The sequence below is a fragment of the Nocardia cyriacigeorgica NBRC 100375 genome, from assembly GCF_000308555.1.
GTDB lineage: Bacteria > Actinomycetota > Actinomycetes > Mycobacteriales > Mycobacteriaceae > Nocardia > Nocardia cyriacigeorgica.
This window is the reverse complement of sequence record NZ_BAFY01000084.1, coordinates 1-21,091: the sequence shown is the minus strand read 5'-3', so window position 1 is coordinate 21,091 and position 21,091 is coordinate 1. Positions and strand designations below refer to the sequence as shown.

The following is a 21,091-nucleotide window of genomic DNA, read 5'->3' as shown; positions in this document are numbered from 1 at the left end:
CGCGCCGCCACGGACCCCTATCGTGGCGGTGTGGATGTGTTCGACGAACTGCTGCGCAACGTCCGGGGCGATGGATCGGTGTTCGAGCAGTCACAGCTTGCGCCGTCGGGGTCGTTGCTGCTGGGTGAGTCGGCGTATCTGACCTTGTGCGCGCCGATGCGCGGCGGCGGGGTGCTCGACACCGGTGATGGCGAGCCGCGGCGGATCGGGGCGGGGCAGACGGCGATCGTGTGCGGGCCCGATCCGTTCACGTTCACCGACGCGCCCGGACCCGGCGTGACCGAGGCGGAGCCGACCGTGCTGATGGTCGGCTCCTACGACATCCGGGCCGAGGTGCCGCAACGGTTGTTGCGGGTGCTGCCGCGGGTCGCGGTGGTCACCGATGCCGAGGACTGCGGCCCGCTGCGGGATTATCTGCAAGCGCAGCTGACGCTGTCGGGACCGGGCCGGCAGATCGTGCTCGACCGGATGCTGGACTGGCTGCTGGTGTGCACGCTGCGCGAATGGTTCGACCGCCCCGAAGCCGAACCGCCGGCCTGGTATCGCGCACTCGGCGATGACGTCGTCGGCCCGGCGCTGGCCGCTCTGCACGCCGACCCGGCACGGGCCTGGTCGACGGCCGAGCTGGCCGCGACCGCCGGGGTCGCGCGCACCACCTTCACCACTCGCTTCACTGCCTCGGTCGGCCAGAGCCCGGCCGCCTACCTCACCGAATGGCGGCTCACCCTCGCGGCCGACCTGCTGGCCCATTCCGAGCTCACCGTGGCCGCGATCGCCCGGCGAGTCGGATATGCCGATGCGTTCGGCTTCTCCAGCGCGTTCAAGCGGGTTCGCGGGATGAGCCCGAGTGCCTACCGTCGCACCGCGGTCGGCGGCTCCGACACCCGGGTCGCCACCGCCGATTACGCGCGCCAGGCATCCGCCTCCGCCGCGGCGAATTCGGCGAAGGTTCGCGGTTCCCGGCCGAGCGCACGGCGTACCCCGTCGGCGACCACCGCGTCGGAGCTGGTGCGAATCGACCGCAAGGCGCCCGACCAAAGGTCGATCTCCGCCTCGGAGAGGCCGAGCTCGGTCAGCTCCCGCACGAAGTCGGCGACTTCCACCGGAACGTAGTCCGCACGCCGCCCCGAGGCCACCGCGATCTCGGTGAGTGCCTCCGGGATGCTCAGCGGCGCAGGCCCCGTCAGATCGTAGATCTGCCCGTCATGCCCGTCACCGGTCAGAGCCGCCACGGCGACCTCGGCGATGTCGCCTGCGTCGACGAAGGCCGCTTTTCCCTCGGCGGTCGGCAAGGCGAGCCGACCCGAGAGCACACCGTCGAGGAAGGCGCCTTCGGAGAAGTTCTGCATGAACCAGCTCGGCCGCAGCACCGTCCAGGACAGGCCGGACGCGCGCAGTGCCGCCTCCCCGTCGAGGTGGGATCGGCCACCGGCGTAGTCGTCTCCGAAGTACCCCGGCGTATCGACACCACGCGCGGACAGCAACACCACCCGGTGAACACCTGCCGCGGCGGCCGCACGCACCAGCGCCGGAGTGGGCGACGGCGAGACATCCAACGGCACCACGAAGACGGCCTGTACCCCGACGAGCGCGGCGTCCCATGTCTGCGGGTCGGTCCAGTCGAATCGAATCTCACCGGATCGGGAGGCGACGCGGACGTCGACTCCGCGCTCCCGCAGTAGCGCGGCGACGCGCCGCCCCACTTTGCCGGTCCCACCGATGACGAGCACTGTGCTGTTTTCCATGATTCGATCCTCGCCCGCGCGGGTGGGCCGCAGCCATGTCCGAGGCGCCGGAACAGATAGGCGCTTGACGAGGCTCACCGGAACCCCGTGAAACGGCGATCGCCCCACCGGTAGGAACCGGTGGGGCGATCGCCGTGCTGCTGTGTCAGTGCTTCTCGGGACCCATGTGGTACTCGAAGACCAGACCGCCGGCGGCGATCAGGACCAGCACGACGCCGATGCCGATCAGCCAGAACTGGAAGAAGGCCAGGCCGAGGGCGGTGACCGAACCGGCGGCCGCGAGGCAGATGGGCCAGAAGCTGCCGGGCGAGAAGAAGCCCAGGTCGCCGGCGCCGTCGACGATCTCGGCGTCTTCGTAGTCCTCCGGGCGCAGGTCCAGGCGCCGGGCGACGAAGCGGAAGTAGGTGCCGATGATCAGCGACAGGCCCGCGGTCAGCACGATGGCGGTGGTGCCCGCCCATTCGACGCCGGTGCGCGACTGTGCCGTGAAGAAGCCGTAGACGATGCCGACGATGACGAAGAACACCGTCAGCAGTTCGAAAATCCGCGCTTCGATCTTCATGTCAGATCAGTCCTCAGTTGCTCTCGGCCGCGCTCTTGACGGTGCGGTCGGTGTTGAACGGCCGGGTGGAGGTGGCCACCGGCGATTCACCGATGGACTCGAGCGCCTGGGCGTTGGTCATGCCCTTGTCGCGCGCTTCGATGTAGGCCTGGAACTTCTCCGGCGAGACGGCGCGGACCTCGAAGTTCATCATCGAGTGGTAGGTACCGCACATCTCGGCGCAGCGGCCGACGAACGCGCCTTCCTTCTCGATCTTGGTGATCTGGAAGACGTTGTCGGAGTGGTTTTCCTTCGGGTTCGGCATCACGTCGCGCTTGAACAGGAACTCCGGCACCCAGAAGGCGTGGATGACGTCGGCGGCGGCGAGCTGGAACTCGATGGTCTTGCCGGTCGGCAGCACCAGCACCGGGATCTCGTTGCTGGAGCCGATGGTCTCGATCTTGTCGTAGTGCAGGTAGGACAGGATGTCGTTTTCCGGCTTGCCGTGCACCGGACCCGGCTGCGGGTGGCCGTGCTCAGGGTCGATGCGCTCCTCGTAGGCCTTCAGCTGCTCCTCGTTGAGGGCCTCACGCTCGGTGTCGATGCCGTTGTAGGTGAAGCCGTTCTTCAGGTCCACGGTGCGGTAGCCGAACTTCCAGTTCCACTGGAAGGCGGTCACATCCACGACGACGTCGGGGTTGTCGACCTTCTCGTGCACGTAGTTCTGCACCACGACGGTGAAGTAGAACAGCACCGCGATGATGACGAACGGGATCGCCGTGTAGGTCAGCTCCAGCGGCACGTTGTAGCCGGTCTGGCGCGGGAACTCCGGCGAGTCCTTCTTCTTGCGGTGGAAGGCGATGGTCCAGAAGGTCAGACCCCACACCAGCACACCCATCAGCAGGGCGGCGACGACCGACCAGGTCCACAGCTCGCGCATGCGGGTGGCCTGCGGCGTGATGCCCGATGGCCAGCCGAACCGCAGCCAGACATTGTCGATCGAGCAGCCCGAGACGAGCATCGCGGTGATCCCCAAGGACACCGCCAGCCCGGCCCGCCGAAGGACACGGCCCTGCCGCCCCCGGGCGGGGTGTGCCCCGATCTCGTCGCTCGCCTTGTGCGCCACGCTCACGCCTTCCTGGTCGCCACACATTCCGACACTGCACCGCCCGCTGGGGACGGCACGTCAACAGCTTGTCCGAACCTCACCGCGGATACCGGCGCTTTCGCGCACGGAGCACCACGGGACGGCCCGAGTACTACGCAGCGTAGACCAAACCTGGTCTTGGTTCCGCGTCGGGTCGGCTTCGACACTCCGTGGTGCGGCACGCATCCGCGCCGGTGACGCCATCGGCCCTGCACCTGGCCGTCCGCGTCGCGGCCGCACGACCGGAACGCGGGCCACGACCGCCGATAGCCGCCCGACGTGGGACCGCTGGCCGCGGCATCTGTGCGGCACCGGATGTCGGCGCGGATGCGGACGATTCCCGGCGTCGGCGCCGCCGGGATCGCTGCCCTGAACAAGGCGATCGGCCGCCGCGTGGGGCATACTCGGTCACTAGATTTTCGCCAGGGAATCCCCCGCCGCGCGCGAACCGGATCGGCGCGGCGCCCGACCGCAGGAAAGAGGTTGCCGACGCCGTGTGTGGACTGCTCGGATTTCTGACGTCTGACAAAGCAGCGCCCGACACGGTGGAGCAGGTGTACGACGCCCTGCACTGCGGCCGCCACCGCGGGCCGGATGAGCGCGGCACCTGGCACGACGAGCATGTGATCTTCGGTTTCAACCGCCTGTCGATCATCGATATCGAGCATTCGCATCAGCCGCTGCGCTGGGGCCCGGCCGACAATCCGCAGCGCTATGCCCTCACTTTCAACGGTGAGATCTACAACTACCTCGAGCTGCGCGAGGAGCTGGCACGCGAGCACGCCGCCGAGTTCCCGGACGGTGCCATGTTCGCCACCGAGGGCGACAGCGAGTCCATCGTGGCGGCCTTCCACTATTGGGGCCCCGATGCGGTGCGCCGGTTGCGCGGCATGTTCGCCTTCGCGATCTGGGATACCGAGACCGAGCAGTTGTTCCTGGCCCGCGACCCGTTCGGCATCAAGCCGCTGTTCCTGGCCACCGGCCCCGGTGGGACCGCGTTCAGCAGCGAGAAGAAGAGCCTGCTCGAGCTGCTGCCGGCGATCGGTGCCGGTGATGAGCTGGATCCGCGCGCGCTCGAGCACTACACGGTGCTGCAATACGTGCCCGAGCCGGAGACGCTGCACGCAGGCATCCGCAGGCTCGAGTCCGGTAGCTACGCGATGGTCCAGCCCGGCGAGGAACCGAAGACGGTCCGCTACTTCGAGCCGACGTTCCGGGTCAAGCCGTTCGCGGCTGGCTCGGAGCAGGCCCGCTACCGGGAGATCGCCGCGGCGTTGGAGGACTCGGTCGCCAAGCACATGCGCGCCGATGTGACCGTCGGTTCGTTCCTGTCCGGCGGCATCGATTCCACCGCCATCGCCGCGCTGGCCATGCGGCACAACCCGAACCTGATCACCTTCACCACCGGGTTCGAGCGGGAAGGCTATTCAGAGGTCGATGTCGCCGCCGAGAGCGCCGCCGCGATCGGGGCCCGGCACATCGTGAAGGTGGTCTCGCCCGCCGAGTTCGCCGCCGCCATTCCCGAAATCGTCTGGTACCTCGACGATCCGGTGGCCGACCCCGCACTGGTGCCGCTGTATTTCGTGGCCAAGGAGGCCCGCAAGCACGTCAAGGTGGTGCTATCCGGCGAGGGCGCCGACGAGCTGTTCGGCGGCTACACCATCTACCGGGAACCGTTGTCGCTGAAGCCGTTCGAGCGGCTGCCGCGGGGGTTGCGCCGGCTGGCGGGCAAGCTGTCGGACCGGATTCCGGAAGGCACCCGCGGCAAGAGCCTGCTGCACCGCGGTTCGCTGACGCTGGAAGAGCGCTACTACGGCAATGCCCGCAGTTTCAACGACGCCCAATTGCGCGCGGTGCTGCGCGATTTCCGGCCCGAATGGACCCATCAGGACGTCACCGCCCCGATCTACGCGAAATCGCGCGGCTGGGATCCGGTGGCCCGGATGCAGCATCTGGACCTGTTCACCTGGTTGCGCGGCGACATCCTGGTCAAGGCCGACAAGATGACGATGGCGAACTCGCTGGAACTGCGCGTGCCGTTCCTGGACCCGGAGGTCTTCGCGGTCGCCGAGCGGATCCCGTTCGAGCAGAAGATCACCAAGGACACCACCAAGTACGCGCTGCGCCAGGCCCTCGAAGGCATCGTGCCTTCGCACGTGCTGCACCGCGCCAAGCTGGGTTTCCCTGTCCCGCTACGGCATTGGCTGCGCGGCACCGAACTCTACGACTGGGCCCAGCAGCAGATCGCCGAATCGCAGACCGACCACCTGCTGGACAAGGCCGCGATCACCAAGATGCTCGAAGCGCACCGCGCGGGCACCTCCGACCACAGCCGCAGGCTCTGGACGTTGCTGGTGTTCATGGTGTGGCATGGGATCTTCGTCGAGGACCGGATCAAGCCGGAGATCCAGGAGCCGGCGTACCCGGTGACGCTGTAGAGCGCCGATAGCCGAGAAAAAGCGAGTGCCCCGCTCTTTCGAGCGGGGCACTCGGCTATTCGGGGTCGGTCCGGACTACACCGCGCCGCTGAAATCGGGAGCGAACTCGAGACCCTCGAACGCGGCCGACGCGACGGTGGTGTGGACCTCGGGCCGAGCCGGACCGGTACCGACGAGCACCGCGTACGGCGACACACCGGCTCGAGCTGACGCGGCGTGCTGCCCGAGCGGAGCCTCAGCGCAGCAACGGCTCCAATTCGGCGGCGGCCTCGGGCCCGTAGGCCTGGGTCAGTCGCTTGAGGGCGTCATCGGGGTCCAGGCTCCATTCCTGCGTGCCGACGGTCTCCAGCACCAGCACCGCAACCAGCGAACCCAGCTGCGCGGCACGCTCCAGGCTCAGGCCGGCGGTGTGGCCGGTGAGGAAGCCGGCGCGGAAGGCGTCGCCGACGCCGGTCGGGTCGACCTTTGCGTTCTCCGGCACCACGCCGACGCGGACCTCGGAGCCGTCGCGATCGACCACGACCACGCCGTTCTTGCCGAGCGTGGTGACCCGGATGCCGACACGGGAGGCCACTTCCTCCTCGGTGAGCCCGGACTTCTGCTTGAGCAGACCCCACTCGTATTCGTTGGTGAACAGGTAGGCGGCGCCGTCGATGAGCTGGACGGTCTGGTCGCCGTCGAGCCGGGCCAGCTGCTGAGAGGGGTCGGCGGCGAAAGGAATGTCGAGTTCACGGCATTCGGCGGTGTGCCGCAGCATCGCCTCGGGGTCGTTCGCGCCGACCAGCACCAGGTCGAGGGTGCGGTTCTCCTCGACCAGGCCGGCGATGGAGATGTCGCGGGCCTCGCTCATCGCCCCCGGGTAGAACGAGGCGATCTGGGCCATGTCCTCGTCGGTGGTGCAGACGAAGCGGGCGGTGTGCGCGGAATCGGAGATGCGCACGGCCGAGCAGTCGACACCGTGGGCTTCCAGCCACTGCCGGTACTCGCTGAAATCGGCACCGACGGCGCCGAGGAGCAGCGGGTTCCGGCCGAGCAGGCCCATGGCATAGGCGATGTTGCCGCCGACCCCACCGCGACGGATCACCAGATCGTCGACGAGGAAGCTCAGCGACACATGGTCGAGCTGATCGGCCAGCAGGACGTCGGCGAACCGCCCGGGAAAACGCATGAGATGGTCGGTCGCAATGGACGCGGATACGGCAATGGACACGTAGCTGAACCCCTCTGAAGGCGGCAAAAGGCGAAGACCTGGACCGGAGTCCGGGTCTTCACCGTATCAACTACGTGTCCGTTGAAGGAACAACTGAGATCAGTTGAACGAATCGCCGCAGGCGCAGGAGCCGGTGGCGTTGGGGTTGTCGATGGTGAACCCCTGCTTCTCGATGGTGTCGACGAAGTCGATCGAGGCGCCCTGGACGTACGGGGCACTCATCCGGTCGACCGCGAGGGTGACGCCACCGAAATCGACGGTCAGGTCGCCGTCGAGCGAACGGTCGTCGAAGAACAGCTGGTAGCGCAGGCCCGCACAACCACCCGGCTGCACGGCGATCCGCAATGCCAGGTCGTCACGACCCTCCTGGTCCAGCAGCGCCTTCGCCTTCGCGGCGGCTGCGTCGGTGAGCGTCACACCGTGGACTTCGGTCTCGTTCTGCACTGTCATGAACTCTCCTAAGGACAGCTGTGGTCATCCCGTGAACAGCGCACGGCTCGTCGGGAGTCAACACCACCGGGCGGGCTGCTATTCCCATCTTGCCACCTTCTCCGCCTGTGCCGGACCCGACCCGGGTGACCCGGCCCACGTGTGTCGGGCAGACCGCATTTCCGGCCGTGGCATATATCGAATAGCCTGGTTGCTGTGAAATTGTTCCGCCGCGGCGACTCCAGCACCACCGACGAGCCCGCCGACCGCACGACCGCGGACGGCGATCCCGCCGCGAGTTCCGCGCGGCAGGCCGCCACCGCCACCGCGGGTAAGGGCCGTCCCACCCCGAAACGCCGTGACGCCGAAGGCAGGCGTCGCGGCCCGGTCGCGCCCGCTCCGCTCACCGCGAAAGAGGCCCGTGCCCGGCGCAAAGCCACCAGGGGCAACAAGGCCGAGCGCAAGACGGCCGCCGCCGAGCGCCGCGCCGCCGCCCAGGACCGGCGCGCCCGCATGCTGGCCGGCGAGGACAAGTACCTGCTGCCCCGCGATCAGGGCCCAGTGCGCGCGTTCGTCCGCGATATCGTCGACGCCCGCCGCAACCTCGTCGGCCTGTTCATGCCGATGGCGCTGGTGCTGATCCTGTCGATGTTCGCCGCTCCGGCGCTGCAGTCGATCGTGACGTTGGCCATGCTGGTCATGATGCTGTTCATGGCCATCGAGGGCGTGATGCTCGGCCGCATCGTCAACAACCGGGTCCGCGAGCGGTTCCCCGATTCCACCGACACCGGGTTCCGGCTGGGGTGGTACGCCTTTGTGCGTGCGTCACAGATCCGCAAGATGCGGGCGCCGAAGCCGCGGGTCGGCCCGGGCGACGCGGTCTGAGTTTCACTCACCCGCGCGCCGTCGAGAACGCATCGCCGCGAGTTCGTCACGCGCTCGTTCGACGTCGCGATCGATGATGTCCGTCGAGCCGATCCGGCCGAAGCCGATCCAGCCGATCGCTGCCAGGAACGCTGCCAATGCCACCAGGGTTATCACCAATCCAGTCATGGCAGTAATTTTTCGCTCGACGATATACGGCCGAAAGTGGCAGTACTGACATACTTCACCAATATTCGGCCAGATAGACTGGCGTCATGTTGTCCCGGGTCGCCGTCGTCCTGTCCGAGCGGCTGGCCATGTTCGAGTTCGGGGTGATCTGCGAGGTCTTCGGCCTCGACCGCACCGCCGACGGCCTGCCCGGCTTCGACTTCCGGGTGTGCGGGCGCGAGCCCGGGCGGCCGCTGCCGGCCACCTCGCCGGGCGTCACCGTCACGCCGGAGTACGGTCTCGATGAACTCGCCGCCGCCGATCTGGTGGCGATTCCCGCCTTTCCCGCCACCACCGACCACGACCCCGTCGTCGTCGCCGCCGTGCGCGCGGCCTCCGAGGCCGGTGCCATCGTGCTCACCGTCTGCTCCGGCGCCTTCCTGGCGGGCGCCGCGGGTTTGCTCGACGGACGTAAATGCACCACCCACTGGCGTTACGTCGACCAACTCGCCGCGCGATTCCCGGAGGCGACGGTCGACCCCGACGTGCTGTTCGTCGACGAAGGCAACCTCATCACCAGCGCGGGCACCGCCGCCGGCATCGACGCCTGCCTGCATCTGGTGCGCCGGGAAATCGGCAGCGCCGCCGCCAACGGCATCGCCCGCCGCATGGTGGTGCCGCCGCAACGCGACGGCGGCCAGCGCCAATTCATCGAACGCCCGGTCCCCGACTGCGCCTCCGACAGCCTGCGCACCAGGCTGGAATGGATGCAGGACAACCTCAACCTCCCGCACACCGTCGAATCCCTCGCCGCCCGCTCGACCATGTCCACCCGCACTTTCGCACGCCGCTTCGCCGCCGAAACCGGCACCACACCGGTCAAATGGCTGACGACCCAGCGCGTGCAACTCGCCGAACACCTGCTGGAAGACACCGATCTCGGGCTCGAACAGATCGCCACCCGTGCCGGATTCGGATCGGCGGCGTTGCTGCGCCACCACTTCCAGCGCGTGGTCGGTATCGCGCCGACGGAGTATCGGCGCCGGTTCGGCGGTGGGACGCGGTAGCGCGCCGGGCGGTGCCGCGTCGCCGGGTACCGGCACGCAATGCTCCCGGCAGGCGCGTTCGGCGGCCGTCCTCCGGCGGGCGGGTTGATAGCGTGGACGGGTGCCGCCCACCCCTCAACCAACTCCCACAGGTCGCACGCTCGTCCTCGGCGGCGCGCGATCGGGGAAGTCGGCCTACGCGGAATCGCTGGTGACGGGTGGCCCGGTGCGTTATATCGCCACAGCGATCCCCGACCCCAGCGACACCGATTTCGCCGAACGCATCGCCAAGCATCGTGAGCGCCGCCCCGCCGACTGGGAGACCGTCGAGAACGCCGATACCGCAACGGTTCTCGCCGACCCGTTCCCCGGCGCCACCCTGATCGACGACCTCGGCACCTGGCTCACCGCTCGCATCGACGCCCACGACGCCTGGGAGCAACCGCGCGGCACCGTCTCCCCCGACACCGATGCCCTCGTCGCCGCCGTCGCCGCCTACGACCATCGCCTGGTCATCGTCAGCCCGGAAGTGGGGATGGGCGTCATCCCCGCCACCCGCTCAGGCCGCCTCTTCCGCGACGAGATCGGCACTCTCAACCAGCGCCTCGCCCAGGTATGCGACGAAGCCGTCCTCATCGTCGCGGGCCTACCATTGCGCCTGGGCTGAGCGAACAGCACTCACCACCGCAACAGTTCGGTGCTGCATCCGACTGGCGGCCGACCTGCCGCAGCAACTGGCCGAACTGGAAGAGCGCGCCGATCCCGCCGGGCAACCCGCCGCCATGGCCGGCTATGACCGCAGGCTGTTCGAACGCGCCGGCAATCTCATCGAGCTGGTGCGCGAAGCCGGCCGCACCGAACCGGAACTGGCCGACGTCTACGAGCGCGCGCGCACGCTGGGCGATCGCACCCGCGTCGAGGTCTTCTCGTCCTGGCCCGATGCCACCCTGCGTCCCGGCCTCGATATCGCGACCGCCACCGACATCTACGCCGCGCTGTGCAGTATCGACGTCTACACCACCTGCACCGTCGAGCGGGGCTGGTCACCCGAACGGGTCGAACGCTGGTGGAGTGAGGCGCTGGCCCGGGAATTGCTGGCGAACCGATAAGCGATGCCGGCGTGACGGGCGGTAGGCGGCAGATGATCGTCGCCGGGCAAGATGGTGCGCAGTGATGCAGGCGCGACCGGAGGAGCTCGGCACAGTGACAGACGGATTCGGGGCGGTGGTGGCGCCGGACGCGCAGGTGCGGGCGGCGGCGCAGCAGCGGCAGGCCCGGCTGACCAAGCCCGCCGGTGCGCTGGGACGGCTGGAAACGCTGGGCAATTGGGTCGCGGCCTGTCAGGGCGTGTGCCCACCCAAGCAGTTCGAGCGGGCGCGGGTGGTGGTGTTCGCCGGTGATCACGGGATCGCCCAGCAGGGGGTTTCGGCGTATCCGAGCGAGGTGACCGCGCAGATGGTCGCCAACTTCCTCGGCGGCGGGGCGGCGGTAAACGCGGTGGCCCGGGTGGCCGACGCGACGGTGCGGGTGGTCGATATGGCGGTCGACGCCGAGACCGATCCTGGCATCTCGCAGCACAAGGTGCGCCGGTCCAGCGGGCGCATCGACCGCGAGGACGCCCTCACCACCGACGAGGTCACCGCCGCACTGGCCGCCGGCCGCGCCATCGCCGATGAGGAGATCGATGCGGGTGCCGACCTGCTGATCGCCGGCGATATGGGCATCGGCAACACCACCCCCGCGACCGTGCTGATCGCGACCCTCACCAACACCGAACCGGTCGCCGCGGTCGGGCGCGGCACCGGGGTCGACGATGCGGGCTGGATCCGCAAGGTCGCCGCTATCCGCGATGCCATGCGCCGCGCCCGCCCGGTCGCGAAGGATCCGGTCGATCTGCTGCGCGTCGCGGCGGGCGCCGATATCGCCGCCATGGCGGGCTTCCTCGCCCAGGCCGCGGTCCGCCGCACCCCGGTCATCCTGGACGGACTCGTCGTCACCGCCGCCGCGCTGGTCGCCGAAGACCTGGCCGCGGGAGCGCGCGACTGGTGGCTGGCCGGACATCGCTCCACCGAACCCGCCCACGCCCTCGCCCTGACCAACTTGCGGCTGGAGCCGTTGATCGATCTCGAGATGCGCCTCGGCGAGGGTTCCGGCGCCCTCACGGCGCTCCCGATCCTGCGCGCGGCCGTCGCCACTCTCGCCGATATGGCCACCTTCGACGAGGCGGGCGTGAGCACCTCGGACGCAGTGCCCGCCGTCGACCTGCACAAATGATGGGCAGGTCGAGAAGCAACACGCCGGCACCATCTGCCCCTACGGCGCATCGCCCACACCAATTCCCCGCGGGGCCCCCGCACACACCGAGAAGAGCCACCACCGCTCGCCGGGGCATCCGCCCGATCACCACGCATGCACCGGCGGAGACCGCCCCATGATCGGCCCCCGATTGGCGTTCTCCTGGCTGACGGTGCTGCCGGTCCGCGGACCGGACACCATCGATCGCAGCAGCGCGGGGATCGCCATCGCCTGGGCGCCTGCCGTCGGCGCGGCGCTCGGCCTGCTCGCGACCGGTGCGCTGTGGTTGCTCACGGCAGCGGGCGCGAGCGGCGCGGTTGCCGGTCTGGTGGCCGTCGGTCTGCTCGCGCTGGCCACGCGGGGCATGCACCTCGACGGGCTCGCCGATACCGCCGACGGCCTCGGCAGCTATGGCCCGCCGGAGCGGGCCCGCGAGATCATGAAGAGCGGCAGCGCGGGACCGTTCGGCGTCGCCGCCATCGTCTTCGCCATTGGGCTGCAGGGGTTGTCGTTCGCGGCGCTGGCCGAGGCAAACCGGTGGTTCGCTGTGGTGCTGGCGGTGGTAGTCGCCCGGGTCGCTGTTGTCACCGCGTGCCGGCGCGGCATCTCGGCAGCTCCGGGCACCGGATTCGGCGCGCTGGTTGCGGGCACGCAATCGCTTGTCGTCGCGGGTGCCTGGGGGCTCGCTGCCGTGGCGGCCGGATTCTTCGCCGTGCCGGACCATCGCTGGCTGGGTCCGAGCATCGTCGTGGTCGCCATGGTCGTCTCACTCATCATCGCCCGGCACTGTGTGCACAGGTTCGGCGGATTATCCGGCGACGTACTCGGCGGCATCGTCGAGACCACCACCGCGGTCGCCGCGCTCGGCTTCTCGCTGGGCCACTGAACCGCTCGCGCGGCTGCCACACGCAATCGTCGCACCCGGTCGCGGATCCGGGCGGCCGTCTGGCGAGGCATACGACCCGGCCGATAGATCCCACGTCCGCAACGCACGACACGTCCACGCCGGATTTCCCATCGCAACGCGTCCGACACGGTCTTCGACGACCGTCCGCGCACTCGAAACCCGGCGCGTTCCAGATCTACCGTGAGCCCGGCCACGGTGACCGGCCGTCCGGCCTGGAACATGGCCCACGTCAGCACGTACCGCAGCTCGATTCCCGAAATCGTGCAGATTTCCTCCCCGCCCATACGCCCAGTGTGCACATGGGGTACGACAAGTTCGCCGCGCCTGCGCTCGGGAGGAGTCGTGTTCGCCCACCTCTGAGCGACAGCCGGATCGCCTTGTCGCTCAGAGGTGGGCGAAAGGTACCTTCGCCCGGCACGCTCGCGTTGCAACCAACTCCGGGCGACTCCGCAGCAACCGTCCCAGTCACCGAGGGGCGCGCTACCTGGGCGAATCCCCGATCCGGTGTGTCGTACGGTGTCGAATCGGCCAGCTGACCCGACACCGCTGATACCCATGGCCCTACAGTGGCGGGTATGTCAGCCGAGCGCCTGTACTTTCGTCAGCTGTTGTCCGGACGGGATTTCGCCGTCGGTGATCCCATCGCGACACAGATGCGCAATTTCGCCTATCTGATCGGCGACCGGGATACCGGCGAGTGCGTGGTGGTCGATCCGGCGTATGCCGCCGGTGAGCTGGCCGATATCGCCGACAACGACGGACTGCGGCTGACCGGGGTGCTCGCCACCCACCACCATCCCGACCACGTCGGTGGCACCATGCTCGGCTTCACCCTGCGCGGAGTGCGTGAGTTACTCGAAAAGACCAGCGTCGCAGTGCATGTCAACAATCAGGAACTGCCGTGGGTCGCCAATGTCACCGGGATAGCACCCAGCGAACTCACCGGACACGACCACGGCGACAAGGTCAGCGTCGGCGCGTTCGACATCGAGTTGCTGCACACCCCCGGGCACACGCCGGGCAGCCAGTGCTTCCTGTTCGACAACCGCCTGATCGCCGGCGATACGCTGTTCGTGGACGGGTGCGGGCGCACCGACTTCCCTGGTGGCGATTCCGAGGCAATGTTCCGCAGCCTGCGCTATCTGTCCGAACTGGACGGCAATCCCACGGTCTATCCCGGCCACTGGTACAGCCAGGATCCGAACGCCTCTCTCGACACGATCCGCGCCAACAACTATGTGTTGCGGCCGACGTCGCTGGCCGAATGGCAGGCGCTCATGCCCGGCTGATCCACCGATTCGCCCCTCCGGCCGGTGCCGGCCACCGTCGGCCGGCCGGAATGGCGGGCACCGTCACAGACGGCGCATCCACTGGTGGATATCGGCGAAAGTGCCGCGCTGGATTCCGGTGAGGGTCTCGCGCAGCGCCATGGTGACCTCTCCGGGCTCACCGCCGCCGATGGCGAACTCCTCATCACCGGAGCGCACCCAGCCGACCGGCGTGATGACGGCGGCGGTGCCGCAGGCGAAAACCTCGGTGATCTCACCGGATTCGGCGCCCTTGCGCCATTCCTCCACCGAGATCTTGCGCTCTTCGACCTGGTAGCCGGAGTCGGCGGCAAGAGTGAGCAGCGAGTCGCGGGTGATGCCCGGCAGCAGTGAACCCGACAGTTCCGGCGTCACCAGGCGGGCCTCGGAACCGGACCCGAAGACGAAGAACAGATTGTTGGTGCCCATCTCCTCGACGTAGCGGCGCTCGCAGGCGTCCAGCCACACCACCTGGTCGCAGCCCTTCGCGGTGGCCTCGGCCTGGGCAAGCAGCGAGGCCGCGTAGTTGCCCGCCACCTTCGCTTCGCCGGTACCACCGGGAGCTGCGCGCACATATTCGGTGGACAGCCACACCCGCACCGGCTTCACACCACGTGGGAAGTAGGCGCCGGCGGGTGAGCCGAGCAGCAGGTACTTGTAGGCCGCGGCGGGCTTCACGCCGAGGCCGGACTCGGTGGCGAACATGAACGGCCGCAGATACAGCGACTCCTCGCCGCCTGCGGCGGGCACCCAGCGCTCATCGACCTCGAGCAGCTGGCGCACCGATTCGATGAACAGCTCGTCGGGCAGTTCCGCCATCGCCATGCGGCGCGCGGACCGGCGGAAGCGGGCGGCGTTGGCGTCGATCCGGAAGCAGGAGACGCCACCGTCGGGCTGCCGGTAGGCCTTCAAGCCTTCGAAGATGGCCTGGCCGTAGTGGAACACCATGGTCGCCGGATCCATCGACAGCGGCCCGTAGGGCTCCACGCGAGCGTTGGTCCAGCCCTCGGCCTCGGTGTAGTCGATGGACACCATGTGATCGGTGAAGTACCGGCCGAAGCCCGGTGCCGTCAGTATCTCCTGTACCCGCTGCTCCGGAAGCGGCGCCGGATGCGGAATACGGGTGAACTGTGCAGCAGCGGTCATAAGGCGATCTTATCGGTCGAGGTTTCGCCGCTTTTCAGCGCGTTTGGTTGCGCTGGTGGCCGAGACACGACAGGGGGCGTCGTCCCCGTCCGATGACAGCCGGATAGTCACCGGGCGCGGTCGCCGTCGGCACCGGCAGCATTGAATCAGCGGCGTCGCCGGATCGGTCGGGTGACGATGTCGGCCGGCAGGACGACGCCGGCTATTTCGCCTTCACCTCGACGAACGGCGGGCGCACGATCTCGCAGCGCAGCCTGCGCCCGCGCACATCCACCGCGACCTCGGCGCCGGGCTCGAGCGCGGCCTCGGTGTCGAGCAGGGCGAGCGCGATGCCCACCTTCAGCGACGGCGAGAACGTTCCCGAGGTGGTCTCGCCCACAACGTCCTCCCCGAGCAGCACCTGCTGCCCCTGCCGCAACACGCCGCGATCGAGCGCCTTCAGCCCCAACAGGATTCGCTTCGGCCCCGCCGCCTTCTCCTGCTCCAGCGCAGCCTTGCCCCAGAACTGCGGCTTCTTCCAGCCGACCGCCCAGCCCACTCGCGCCTGCACCGGGCTGATCTCGGTGGACAGCTCGTGCCCGTGCAGCGGGTAACCCATCTCGGTGCGCAGGGTGTCGCGCGCGCCGAGCCCGGCGACCTGCCCGTCGGCGGCCCGCACCTCACGCACCAGCGCACGGAAGAGCGGCTCGGCGTCGGCCCACCGCGGCAGCAGCTCGTAGCCGTGTTCGCCGGTGTAGCCGGTGCGGCAGACCCGCACCGGACGCCCCTCCCATTCGGCATCGGCGTAGGCCATGTACTCGAGGTCGGTCGGCAGGCCGAGCGCGGTGAGGACTTCGGTGGAGCGCGGGCCCTGCACCGCGAACACCGCGTAGTCGCGGTGCTCGTCGGTCACCGTGATCGCTTCGGGGGCCACCTTCCGCATTTCGGCCACGACGGTCGCGGTGTTGGCGGCATTGGGGACGAGGAAGATCTCGTCGTCGGCGACGTAGTAGGCGATCAGATCGTCGATGACGCCGCCGTCCTCGGTGCAGCACAGGGTGTACTGCGCCTTGCCGGGACGGATCCGCGCCAGATCGTTGGTCAGCGTCGCGTTGACGAAGTCCGCGGCGCCGGACCCGCGCACCGTCGCCTTGCCCAGATGGCTGACGTCGAAGAGCCCGACCGTGGTCCGCACCGCCTGATGCTCGGCGACGGTCCCCGCGTACGACACCGGCATCTCCCACCCACCGAACGGCGCGAAAGTCGCACCCAGTTCGACGTGGAGATCATGGATCGGCCCTTGCAGCAGGTCAGCGTCGCTCACCCGGCGAGCTTAACCCGCCGCGACGCGCGCCCCGCCCGGCCCTGGCGTCGGATCATCGCATCACGGCCGGAACCACATCGGAATCAGCGTCGGCCCGTTCTCCGGCAGCGGATGCGTCTTCCCGGTGGCCTCGAACCCGCACCGCGCATACAGCCGCGAGGAGCGTTCGGTGCTGGCCTCGAGAAAGGCGGGCACCTGCTGTTCGGTGTAGACCTTCAGTCGGTCGCCGAGAATCGCCGCGCCCGCACCCTTGCCGCGATGTTCCGGCACGGTGACGATCACCTGGAGGTACTGGTGCGGGAATTCCCGCGGATGTTCGGCGGCGAGCAGTGACGTCACCGCCTCCAACCTGCGCGCGACGCTGAGATCAGGCGCCTGCTCCCGCATCGCCCGCGCTTCCTCCGCATCGGCCACGAACCGCTCCGGTGACGTGACGTACTGCCAGATCGACACCGCCCAGATGTCCTCGCCGGCCCCAGCGATCCAGATCTCGTCCTCTTTCAGGCCGCGATCGATGATCATCGGCACGTGCTGGTCGATGAACGGTTCGATCGAGTGCCCCTCCAACACCCAGGCCGTCACCGCCTCGTCGGAGCATTTGCCGAACGCCTCGACCACCGCATCGCGATCCGCCTCACTCGCCCGACGCACCGTCAGCGTGTCACCCATAGCATTTCCTCCCGCCGTGAACAGTGTGTACGGCTGCCAAAGTAGAGCGACGACAATGCCCTTGCCATCATTTCGTCACACTGCTTACTGTGATGAAATGGCGGCGTCGACCACCCCCGACAGCGGCACGACCGGCGAGCCGCGCGTAGTACCCGAAAGCTCCCGCCGCGCACGCGGCGAAGCCGACCGGAGCGTGCCATCGAGTACCGGGCGCACGACGCCCGGACACCCTCGCCGCGCACCCGCCGCGCACGGCGGAACCGATCGAGCAGCGCCATCGAGCACCGTCCCCGCTGCGACGACCGAAAGCGCCCCCTCGGACGCGTGTGTGACCTGCGGACAAGGCCTCGCCCACCCGTCCCGCGGACGCCGCCGCCGCTACTGCTCCCGCTCCTGCCAGGCCCGCGCCTACCGCGCCCGCCGCGACGCCCTCACCCCCGCGCATCGCACCGCCCCCGCCCGCCGCCACGCCACCGGTGCATCCCTCACCGCCGTCACCATCGCCCGCACCGCCGTCGAGCTGGCCGACCGCCTCGGCCTCGACGGCCTGTCCACCCGGCGGCTGGCCGGCGAACTCGGCGTCGCCACCGCGGCCCTGTACCGCCACTACGCCGACCGCGAGGCCCTGCTGGCCGCGATGGCCGAGCTGGTCCTGGCCGAGGTACCACCCCCGCCACCGGAGCTGACCGGCTGGCGCGACCGCGTCGCCTATGAGGCACGCCAGGAATGGCAGCTCTACCAGCGTCATCCATGGCTGCTGCCGGTGCTGGCGCGCACCAGGCCGCCGGTCGGTCCCGCACTGTTCGACATCTTGGAGCGCACATTCAGCGCGCTGGACCAGCCCACGATGACTCCGCTCGAGATCCTGTCGATCTACCTCGCTCTGTCCGGCCTGGTCCAGGGCATCGCGTTGATGTGGAGCGCGGAGTACGCGGAGCGCGCGCTCGCCCCGGACGCCCATCCCGGCGAGCAGGTGCACGCGGAGCTGGCCGAGCTGCTCGATCCGGCCGCCCGGCCGGTGATGCGCAAACTGTTCGCCGACACCGGGCCACCCGAGATCGACTTCGACGGGGTCATCGACGCGGGCATCGACCTGCTGCTCGACGGCGTCGCCGCCCGCTACCGGCGAGACCGCGATTAGCCTGAGGCCATGACCGCTGTCGCTGATCGCCCGCTGGGCCCCGAACTGCATCGCACCGAATCCATCGGCCCCGACACCGATGTGCTCGTCATCGGATTGACGTCCTCCGAGGACGGTCCGGCCATCGTGCCCGAGGACCTGTTCAGTGACGTGCTCGGTCCGGAGGTGCGCGCGGAACTGCTCGACCAGCTCGGTGCCGTCGGCGCCAAAGGCAAGGCCGAGGAGCTGATCCGCATTCCCGCGCCCGCCGCGCTCGACCGTGTCACCAGCGTCCTCGCAGTCGGTCTCGGCAGCCCCGACAAGCTCGACGCCGAGCAGATCCGCCGCTCCGCCGGTGTCGCCGCGCGTTCGCTGACGGGCACCGAACTGGTGTCGACCACGCTGTCCGGGCTCGACCTCGCCGCCGCGGCGGAGGGCTTCTATCTTGGCGCCTACTCCTTCACCCCGTTCCGCTCCGAGAAGACGGCCCCCAAGCCGGACGAGCGCCCGGTGGTGCGCGTCGAATTGCTGGTGCCCGAGCCGGGTTTCGGCATCACCGAGCTGTTGCGCGCCCAGCTGGTGGCCGAAGCCGTCGCCACCGCACGCGATTTCGTCAACACCCCGCCGAGCCACCTCTACCCCGCCGAGTTCGCCGCGCGCGCCCAGGTGCTGGCCGAGGCCGCCGGGCTGGAGGTCGAGGTGCTCGACGAGAAGGCTTTGGAGGCAGGCGGTTACGGCGGCATCATCGGCGTCGGCAAGGGCTCCTCGCGCCCGCCGCGGCTGGTGCGGCTGACCTACGAGGGCGGCCCGAAGAAGGTCGCGCTGGTCGGTAAGGGCATCACCTTCGACACCGGCGGCATCTCCATCAAGCCCGCGCAGAACATGGAGAACATGACCTCGGACATGGCAGGCGCCGCCGCGGTCGTGGCCACCGCGCTGCTCGCGGCGCGGTTGAGCCTGCCGATCACCGTCACCGCGACCGTGCCGATGGCCGAGAACATGCCTTCGGCCACCGCACAGCGTCCCGGTGACGTGCTCACCCAGTACGGCGGCACCACCGTCGAGGTGATCAACACCGACGCCGAGGGCAGGCTCATCCTGGCCGACGCCATTGCCCGCGCCGGCGAGGACGAGCCCGACTACCTCATCGACGTCGCCACCCTCACCGGCGCGCAGATGGTGGCGCTCGGCACCCGCACCCCGGGCGTGATGGGCACCGACGACTTCCGCGATCGCGTCGCCCGCCTCTCGCGCGAGGTCGGTGAGAACGGCTGGGCCATGCCGCTGCCCGCCGAACTGCGCTCCGACCTCAACTCCAAGGTCGCCGATCTGGCCAACGTCACCCCGCACCGCTGGGGCGGCATGCTCGCGGCCGGGCTGTTCCTGAAGGAGTTCGTGCCGGAGGGCGTGCAATGGGCGCACGTCGATATCGCAGGCCCGGCCTACAACACCGGCGGCCCGTTCGGCTACATCGGCAAGGGCGGCACGGGTGTTCCGGTGCGCACGCTCATCGCTGTGCTGGAAGACATCGCCGCGGAGTAGCGGTCAGCACCTGGCGGGCGCGGCGTTCGCGTCCGGGACTCCGTCCCGCCAGGTGTCGTCACGGCCCTGCACCCGGCGGCGTTCTACAGATCTTCCAGATCGCGCTCGATCTGGCGTTTACGTTCGATGCGCCGACGGGCGTCGTAATCGCGCATGCGCTGCGGATAGCCGGTCTTGTGCACGTCGTAGACCGGGATACCGAGGTCGCGGGCCAGATTCTGGGCACCGCGCGCACCGATGGCCCGGCGCGTCCATTCACCGTCGGCGGCCACCAGCACCACAGTCACGTCCGTGAGCGTCGTCTTCGGTTCGATGAAGCCCTCGACGCCGGTGTGGGTGCGCACCCAGTCGGCGAGATAGCGGGCGTCATTTCCATACCCGCGAGTAGCTTTCACCTGCTTGCGCGCACCCCGGCGGAAACGATCGAGCAAACCCACGCGCGCTGACCTCCTCGTCCCCCGCCGGAACCGTCGTTGTTACCGGTAAGTCCATATTGCCAGTTCCCGGCTGAGGGACGCCCTCTGCGACGTCGCGAGCCCATAAGTGCAAGGATGGTTCCCGGTACAAGAACCACACGGACCCCCGTAAGCCACGCGCTGATCGAAGAGCGCGGCACACAATGCCTGTGTCACGCACAATGATCGGTGGCCGGTAATTCGCCACGACCCGCGGCGAGCTACCACCGGGGTACGAACTGTTGTAGACCCGTCGAGCAGTCAGAGGAGTCAACGGACATGGCCTTCTCCGTCCAGATGCCCGCTCTTGGTGAGAGCGTCACCGAGGGAACGGTGACCAGGTGGCTGAAGCAGGAAGGAGACACGGTCGAGGTCGACGAGCCGCTGCTCGAAGTCTCCACCGATAAGGTCGACACCGAGATCCCGTCCCCCACGGCGGGTGTGCTGTCGAAGATCGTCGCCCAGGAAGATGATGTCGTCGAGGTCGGTGGCGAGCTCGGCGTGATCACCGATGCGGGCGAAGCCGCCGCACCGGCACCGGCCGAGGCCCCCGAGCCCGCCGCCGCCCCGGAACCGGCCCCCGAACCCGAGCCCGCCGCGCAGGCCCCGGCCGAACAGGCTCCTGCCGAAGAAGCCCCCGCTCCCGCCGAACAGGCTCCCGCCGCGCAGGCTTCCGGTGACGCTGCCTCCGGCACCCCGGTGAACATGCCCGAACTCGGCGAATCCGTCACCGAGGGCACCGTCACCCGCTGGCTCAAG

21 protein-coding genes and 2 pseudogenes are annotated in these 21,091 nt (G+C 69.0%); 12 read left to right on the top strand and 11 right to left on the bottom strand.

Features of this window, described 5'->3' with window-relative positions; genetic code table 11:
• Window positions 1–30: 30 nt before the first annotated feature.
• Window positions 31–849: pseudogene (locus tag RJ05_RS08420) on the top strand (AraC family transcriptional regulator); the annotation flags it as partial.
• Between the two features lie 53 nt (window positions 850–902).
• On the opposite strand, the gene RJ05_RS31860 reads toward RJ05_RS08420, so the two are convergent.
• The 3 genes from RJ05_RS31860 to ctaC form a co-directional block, all read right to left on the bottom strand.
• Window positions 903–1,745, bottom strand: coding sequence for an NAD(P)H-binding protein (locus tag RJ05_RS31860; protein ID WP_036535187.1), 843 nt, complete (start codon window positions 1,743–1,745; stop codon window positions 903–905).
• Window positions 1,746–1,890: 145 nt separating this feature from the next.
• Window positions 1,891–2,307 carry a cytochrome c oxidase subunit 4 gene (locus RJ05_RS08410; protein ID WP_014350074.1) on the bottom strand — a complete coding sequence of 139 codons (417 nt, stop codon included), beginning with the start codon at window positions 2,305–2,307 and terminating at the stop codon, window positions 1,891–1,893.
• A 13-nt stretch (window positions 2,308–2,320) separates the two neighbouring features.
• Window positions 2,321–3,412, bottom strand: coding sequence for an aa3-type cytochrome oxidase subunit II (ctaC, locus tag RJ05_RS08405; protein ID WP_051016353.1), 1,092 nt, complete (start codon window positions 3,410–3,412; stop codon window positions 2,321–2,323).
• A 515-nt stretch (window positions 3,413–3,927) separates the two neighbouring features.
• On the opposite strand from ctaC, the gene asnB reads away from it, so the two are divergent.
• Window positions 3,928–5,871 carry an asparagine synthase (glutamine-hydrolyzing) gene (gene asnB / locus RJ05_RS08400; RefSeq protein WP_036535185.1) on the top strand — a complete coding sequence of 648 codons (1,944 nt, stop codon included), beginning with the start codon at window positions 3,928–3,930 and terminating at the stop codon, window positions 5,869–5,871.
• A gap of 235 nt (window positions 5,872–6,106) precedes the next feature.
• Here asnB and RJ05_RS08395 read toward each other — a convergent pair whose 3' ends face one another.
• Entirely contained in the window at window positions 6,107–7,081 is a 975-nt protein-coding gene (locus RJ05_RS08395; RefSeq protein WP_036535182.1) for a carbohydrate kinase family protein, read from the bottom strand.
• A 99-nt stretch (window positions 7,082–7,180) separates the two neighbouring features.
• Window positions 7,181–7,531 carry a HesB/IscA family protein gene (locus RJ05_RS08390; RefSeq protein ID WP_014350070.1) on the bottom strand — a complete coding sequence of 117 codons (351 nt, stop codon included), beginning with the start codon at window positions 7,529–7,531 and terminating at the stop codon, window positions 7,181–7,183.
• Between the two features lie 195 nt (window positions 7,532–7,726).
• On the opposite strand from RJ05_RS08390, the gene RJ05_RS08385 reads away from it, so the two are divergent.
• Window positions 7,727–8,395, top strand: a complete 669-nt coding sequence (locus tag RJ05_RS08385; RefSeq protein WP_036535178.1) for a DUF3043 domain-containing protein — start codon at window positions 7,727–7,729, stop codon at window positions 8,393–8,395.
• A 3-nt stretch (window positions 8,396–8,398) separates the two neighbouring features.
• Here RJ05_RS08385 and RJ05_RS30760 read toward each other — a convergent pair whose 3' ends face one another.
• A complete protein-coding gene (locus RJ05_RS30760; RefSeq protein WP_156090812.1) occupies window positions 8,399–8,563 on the bottom strand; it encodes a hypothetical protein in 165 nt (54 codons plus the stop codon).
• Window positions 8,564–8,649: 86 nt separating this feature from the next.
• Here RJ05_RS30760 and RJ05_RS08380 point away from each other — a divergent pair, with 86 nt between their 5' ends.
• From RJ05_RS08380 to RJ05_RS08360, 5 genes are all read left to right on the top strand, one after another.
• The gene (locus tag RJ05_RS08380; protein WP_036535175.1) at window positions 8,650–9,609 is read left to right on the top strand and encodes a helix-turn-helix domain-containing protein; all 960 of its coding nucleotides are present in this window, start codon (window positions 8,650–8,652) and stop codon (window positions 9,607–9,609) included.
• 100 nt (window positions 9,610–9,709) lie between these two features.
• Window positions 9,710–10,255 carry a bifunctional adenosylcobinamide kinase/adenosylcobinamide-phosphate guanylyltransferase gene (locus tag RJ05_RS08375; protein WP_036535173.1) on the top strand — a complete coding sequence of 182 codons (546 nt, stop codon included), beginning with the start codon at window positions 9,710–9,712 and terminating at the stop codon, window positions 10,253–10,255.
• A 115-nt stretch (window positions 10,256–10,370) separates the two neighbouring features.
• Entirely contained in the window at window positions 10,371–10,697 is a 327-nt protein-coding gene (locus tag RJ05_RS31745; protein ID WP_174343913.1) for a hypothetical protein, read from the top strand.
• A gap of 64 nt (window positions 10,698–10,761) precedes the next feature.
• Complete coding sequence (gene cobT / locus RJ05_RS08365; RefSeq protein WP_051016352.1) at window positions 10,762–11,862, top strand: nicotinate-nucleotide--dimethylbenzimidazole phosphoribosyltransferase; 1,101 nt, start codon at window positions 10,762–10,764, stop codon at window positions 11,860–11,862.
• A 157-nt stretch (window positions 11,863–12,019) separates the two neighbouring features.
• Entirely contained in the window at window positions 12,020–12,769 is a 750-nt protein-coding gene (locus tag RJ05_RS08360; protein ID WP_036535170.1) for an adenosylcobinamide-GDP ribazoletransferase, read from the top strand.
• 11 nt (window positions 12,770–12,780) lie between these two features.
• On the opposite strand, the pseudogene RJ05_RS32170 reads toward RJ05_RS08360, so the two are convergent.
• A pseudogene (locus RJ05_RS32170) lies at window positions 12,781–13,074 on the bottom strand (hypothetical protein); the annotation flags it as partial.
• A 291-nt stretch (window positions 13,075–13,365) separates the two neighbouring features.
• On the opposite strand from RJ05_RS32170, the gene RJ05_RS08355 reads away from it, so the two are divergent.
• On the top strand, window positions 13,366–14,079 hold the full coding sequence (locus RJ05_RS08355; RefSeq protein ID WP_036535167.1) for an MBL fold metallo-hydrolase: 714 nt from the start codon (window positions 13,366–13,368) through the stop codon (window positions 14,077–14,079).
• Window positions 14,080–14,142: 63 nt separating this feature from the next.
• Here RJ05_RS08355 and RJ05_RS08350 read toward each other — a convergent pair whose 3' ends face one another.
• From RJ05_RS08350 to RJ05_RS08340, 3 genes are all read right to left on the bottom strand, one after another.
• Window positions 14,143–15,243 carry a branched-chain amino acid aminotransferase gene (locus RJ05_RS08350; RefSeq protein ID WP_036535164.1) on the bottom strand — a complete coding sequence of 367 codons (1,101 nt, stop codon included), beginning with the start codon at window positions 15,241–15,243 and terminating at the stop codon, window positions 14,143–14,145.
• Window positions 15,244–15,445: 202 nt separating this feature from the next.
• Window positions 15,446–16,546 carry a glycine cleavage system aminomethyltransferase GcvT gene (gcvT, locus tag RJ05_RS08345; protein WP_036535163.1) on the bottom strand — a complete coding sequence of 367 codons (1,101 nt, stop codon included), beginning with the start codon at window positions 16,544–16,546 and terminating at the stop codon, window positions 15,446–15,448.
• 60 nt (window positions 16,547–16,606) lie between these two features.
• The gene (locus RJ05_RS08340; RefSeq protein WP_036535161.1) at window positions 16,607–17,215 is read right to left on the bottom strand and encodes a GNAT family N-acetyltransferase; all 609 of its coding nucleotides are present in this window, start codon (window positions 17,213–17,215) and stop codon (window positions 16,607–16,609) included.
• A gap of 328 nt (window positions 17,216–17,543) precedes the next feature.
• Between RJ05_RS08340 and RJ05_RS08335 the strand changes: the two genes are divergently transcribed.
• Both RJ05_RS08335 and RJ05_RS08330 read left to right on the top strand, forming a co-directional pair.
• Window positions 17,544–18,356: a TetR/AcrR family transcriptional regulator gene (locus tag RJ05_RS08335; protein WP_036535159.1), complete on the top strand. Its 813-nt coding sequence runs from the start codon at window positions 17,544–17,546 to the stop codon at window positions 18,354–18,356.
• A gap of 9 nt (window positions 18,357–18,365) precedes the next feature.
• Window positions 18,366–19,877: a leucyl aminopeptidase gene (locus tag RJ05_RS08330; RefSeq protein WP_036535158.1), complete on the top strand. Its 1,512-nt coding sequence runs from the start codon at window positions 18,366–18,368 to the stop codon at window positions 19,875–19,877.
• A gap of 83 nt (window positions 19,878–19,960) precedes the next feature.
• Here RJ05_RS08330 and RJ05_RS08325 read toward each other — a convergent pair whose 3' ends face one another.
• Window positions 19,961–20,314: a hypothetical protein gene (locus RJ05_RS08325; protein ID WP_036535156.1), complete on the bottom strand. Its 354-nt coding sequence runs from the start codon at window positions 20,312–20,314 to the stop codon at window positions 19,961–19,963.
• A gap of 297 nt (window positions 20,315–20,611) precedes the next feature.
• Here RJ05_RS08325 and RJ05_RS08320 point away from each other — a divergent pair.
• The coding region (locus tag RJ05_RS08320; RefSeq protein ID WP_036535154.1) for a biotin/lipoyl-containing protein at window positions 20,612–21,091 on the top strand (480 nt) is incomplete at its 3' end.

Coding starts and splice junctions, on each gene's coding strand:
- RJ05_RS31860 (WP_036535187.1), bottom strand. CDS start 1,745: ATGGAAAACAGCACAGTGCTCGTCATCGGTGGGACCGGCAAAGTGGGG.
- RJ05_RS30760 (WP_156090812.1), bottom strand. CDS start 8,563: ATGACTGGATTGGTGATAACCCTGGTGGCATTGGCAGCGTTCCTGGCA.
- RJ05_RS08355 (WP_036535167.1), top strand. CDS start 13,366: ATGTCAGCCGAGCGCCTGTACTTTCGTCAGCTGTTGTCCGGACGGGAT.
- RJ05_RS08390 (WP_014350070.1), bottom strand. CDS start 7,531: ATGACAGTGCAGAACGAGACCGAAGTCCACGGTGTGACGCTCACCGAC.
- RJ05_RS08330 (WP_036535158.1), top strand. CDS start 18,366: ATGACCGCTGTCGCTGATCGCCCGCTGGGCCCCGAACTGCATCGCACC.
- cobT (WP_051016352.1), top strand. CDS start 10,762: ATGCAGGCGCGACCGGAGGAGCTCGGCACAGTGACAGACGGATTCGGG.
- RJ05_RS08350 (WP_036535164.1), bottom strand. CDS start 15,243: ATGACCGCTGCTGCACAGTTCACCCGTATTCCGCATCCGGCGCCGCTT.
- RJ05_RS08360 (WP_036535170.1), top strand. CDS start 12,020: ATGATCGGCCCCCGATTGGCGTTCTCCTGGCTGACGGTGCTGCCGGTC.
- RJ05_RS08340 (WP_036535161.1), bottom strand. CDS start 17,215: ATGGGTGACACGCTGACGGTGCGTCGGGCGAGTGAGGCGGATCGCGAT.
- RJ05_RS08410 (WP_014350074.1), bottom strand. CDS start 2,307: ATGAAGATCGAAGCGCGGATTTTCGAACTGCTGACGGTGTTCTTCGTC.
- RJ05_RS31745 (WP_174343913.1), top strand. CDS start 10,371: ATGGCCGGCTATGACCGCAGGCTGTTCGAACGCGCCGGCAATCTCATC.
- RJ05_RS08380 (WP_036535175.1), top strand. CDS start 8,650: ATGTTGTCCCGGGTCGCCGTCGTCCTGTCCGAGCGGCTGGCCATGTTC.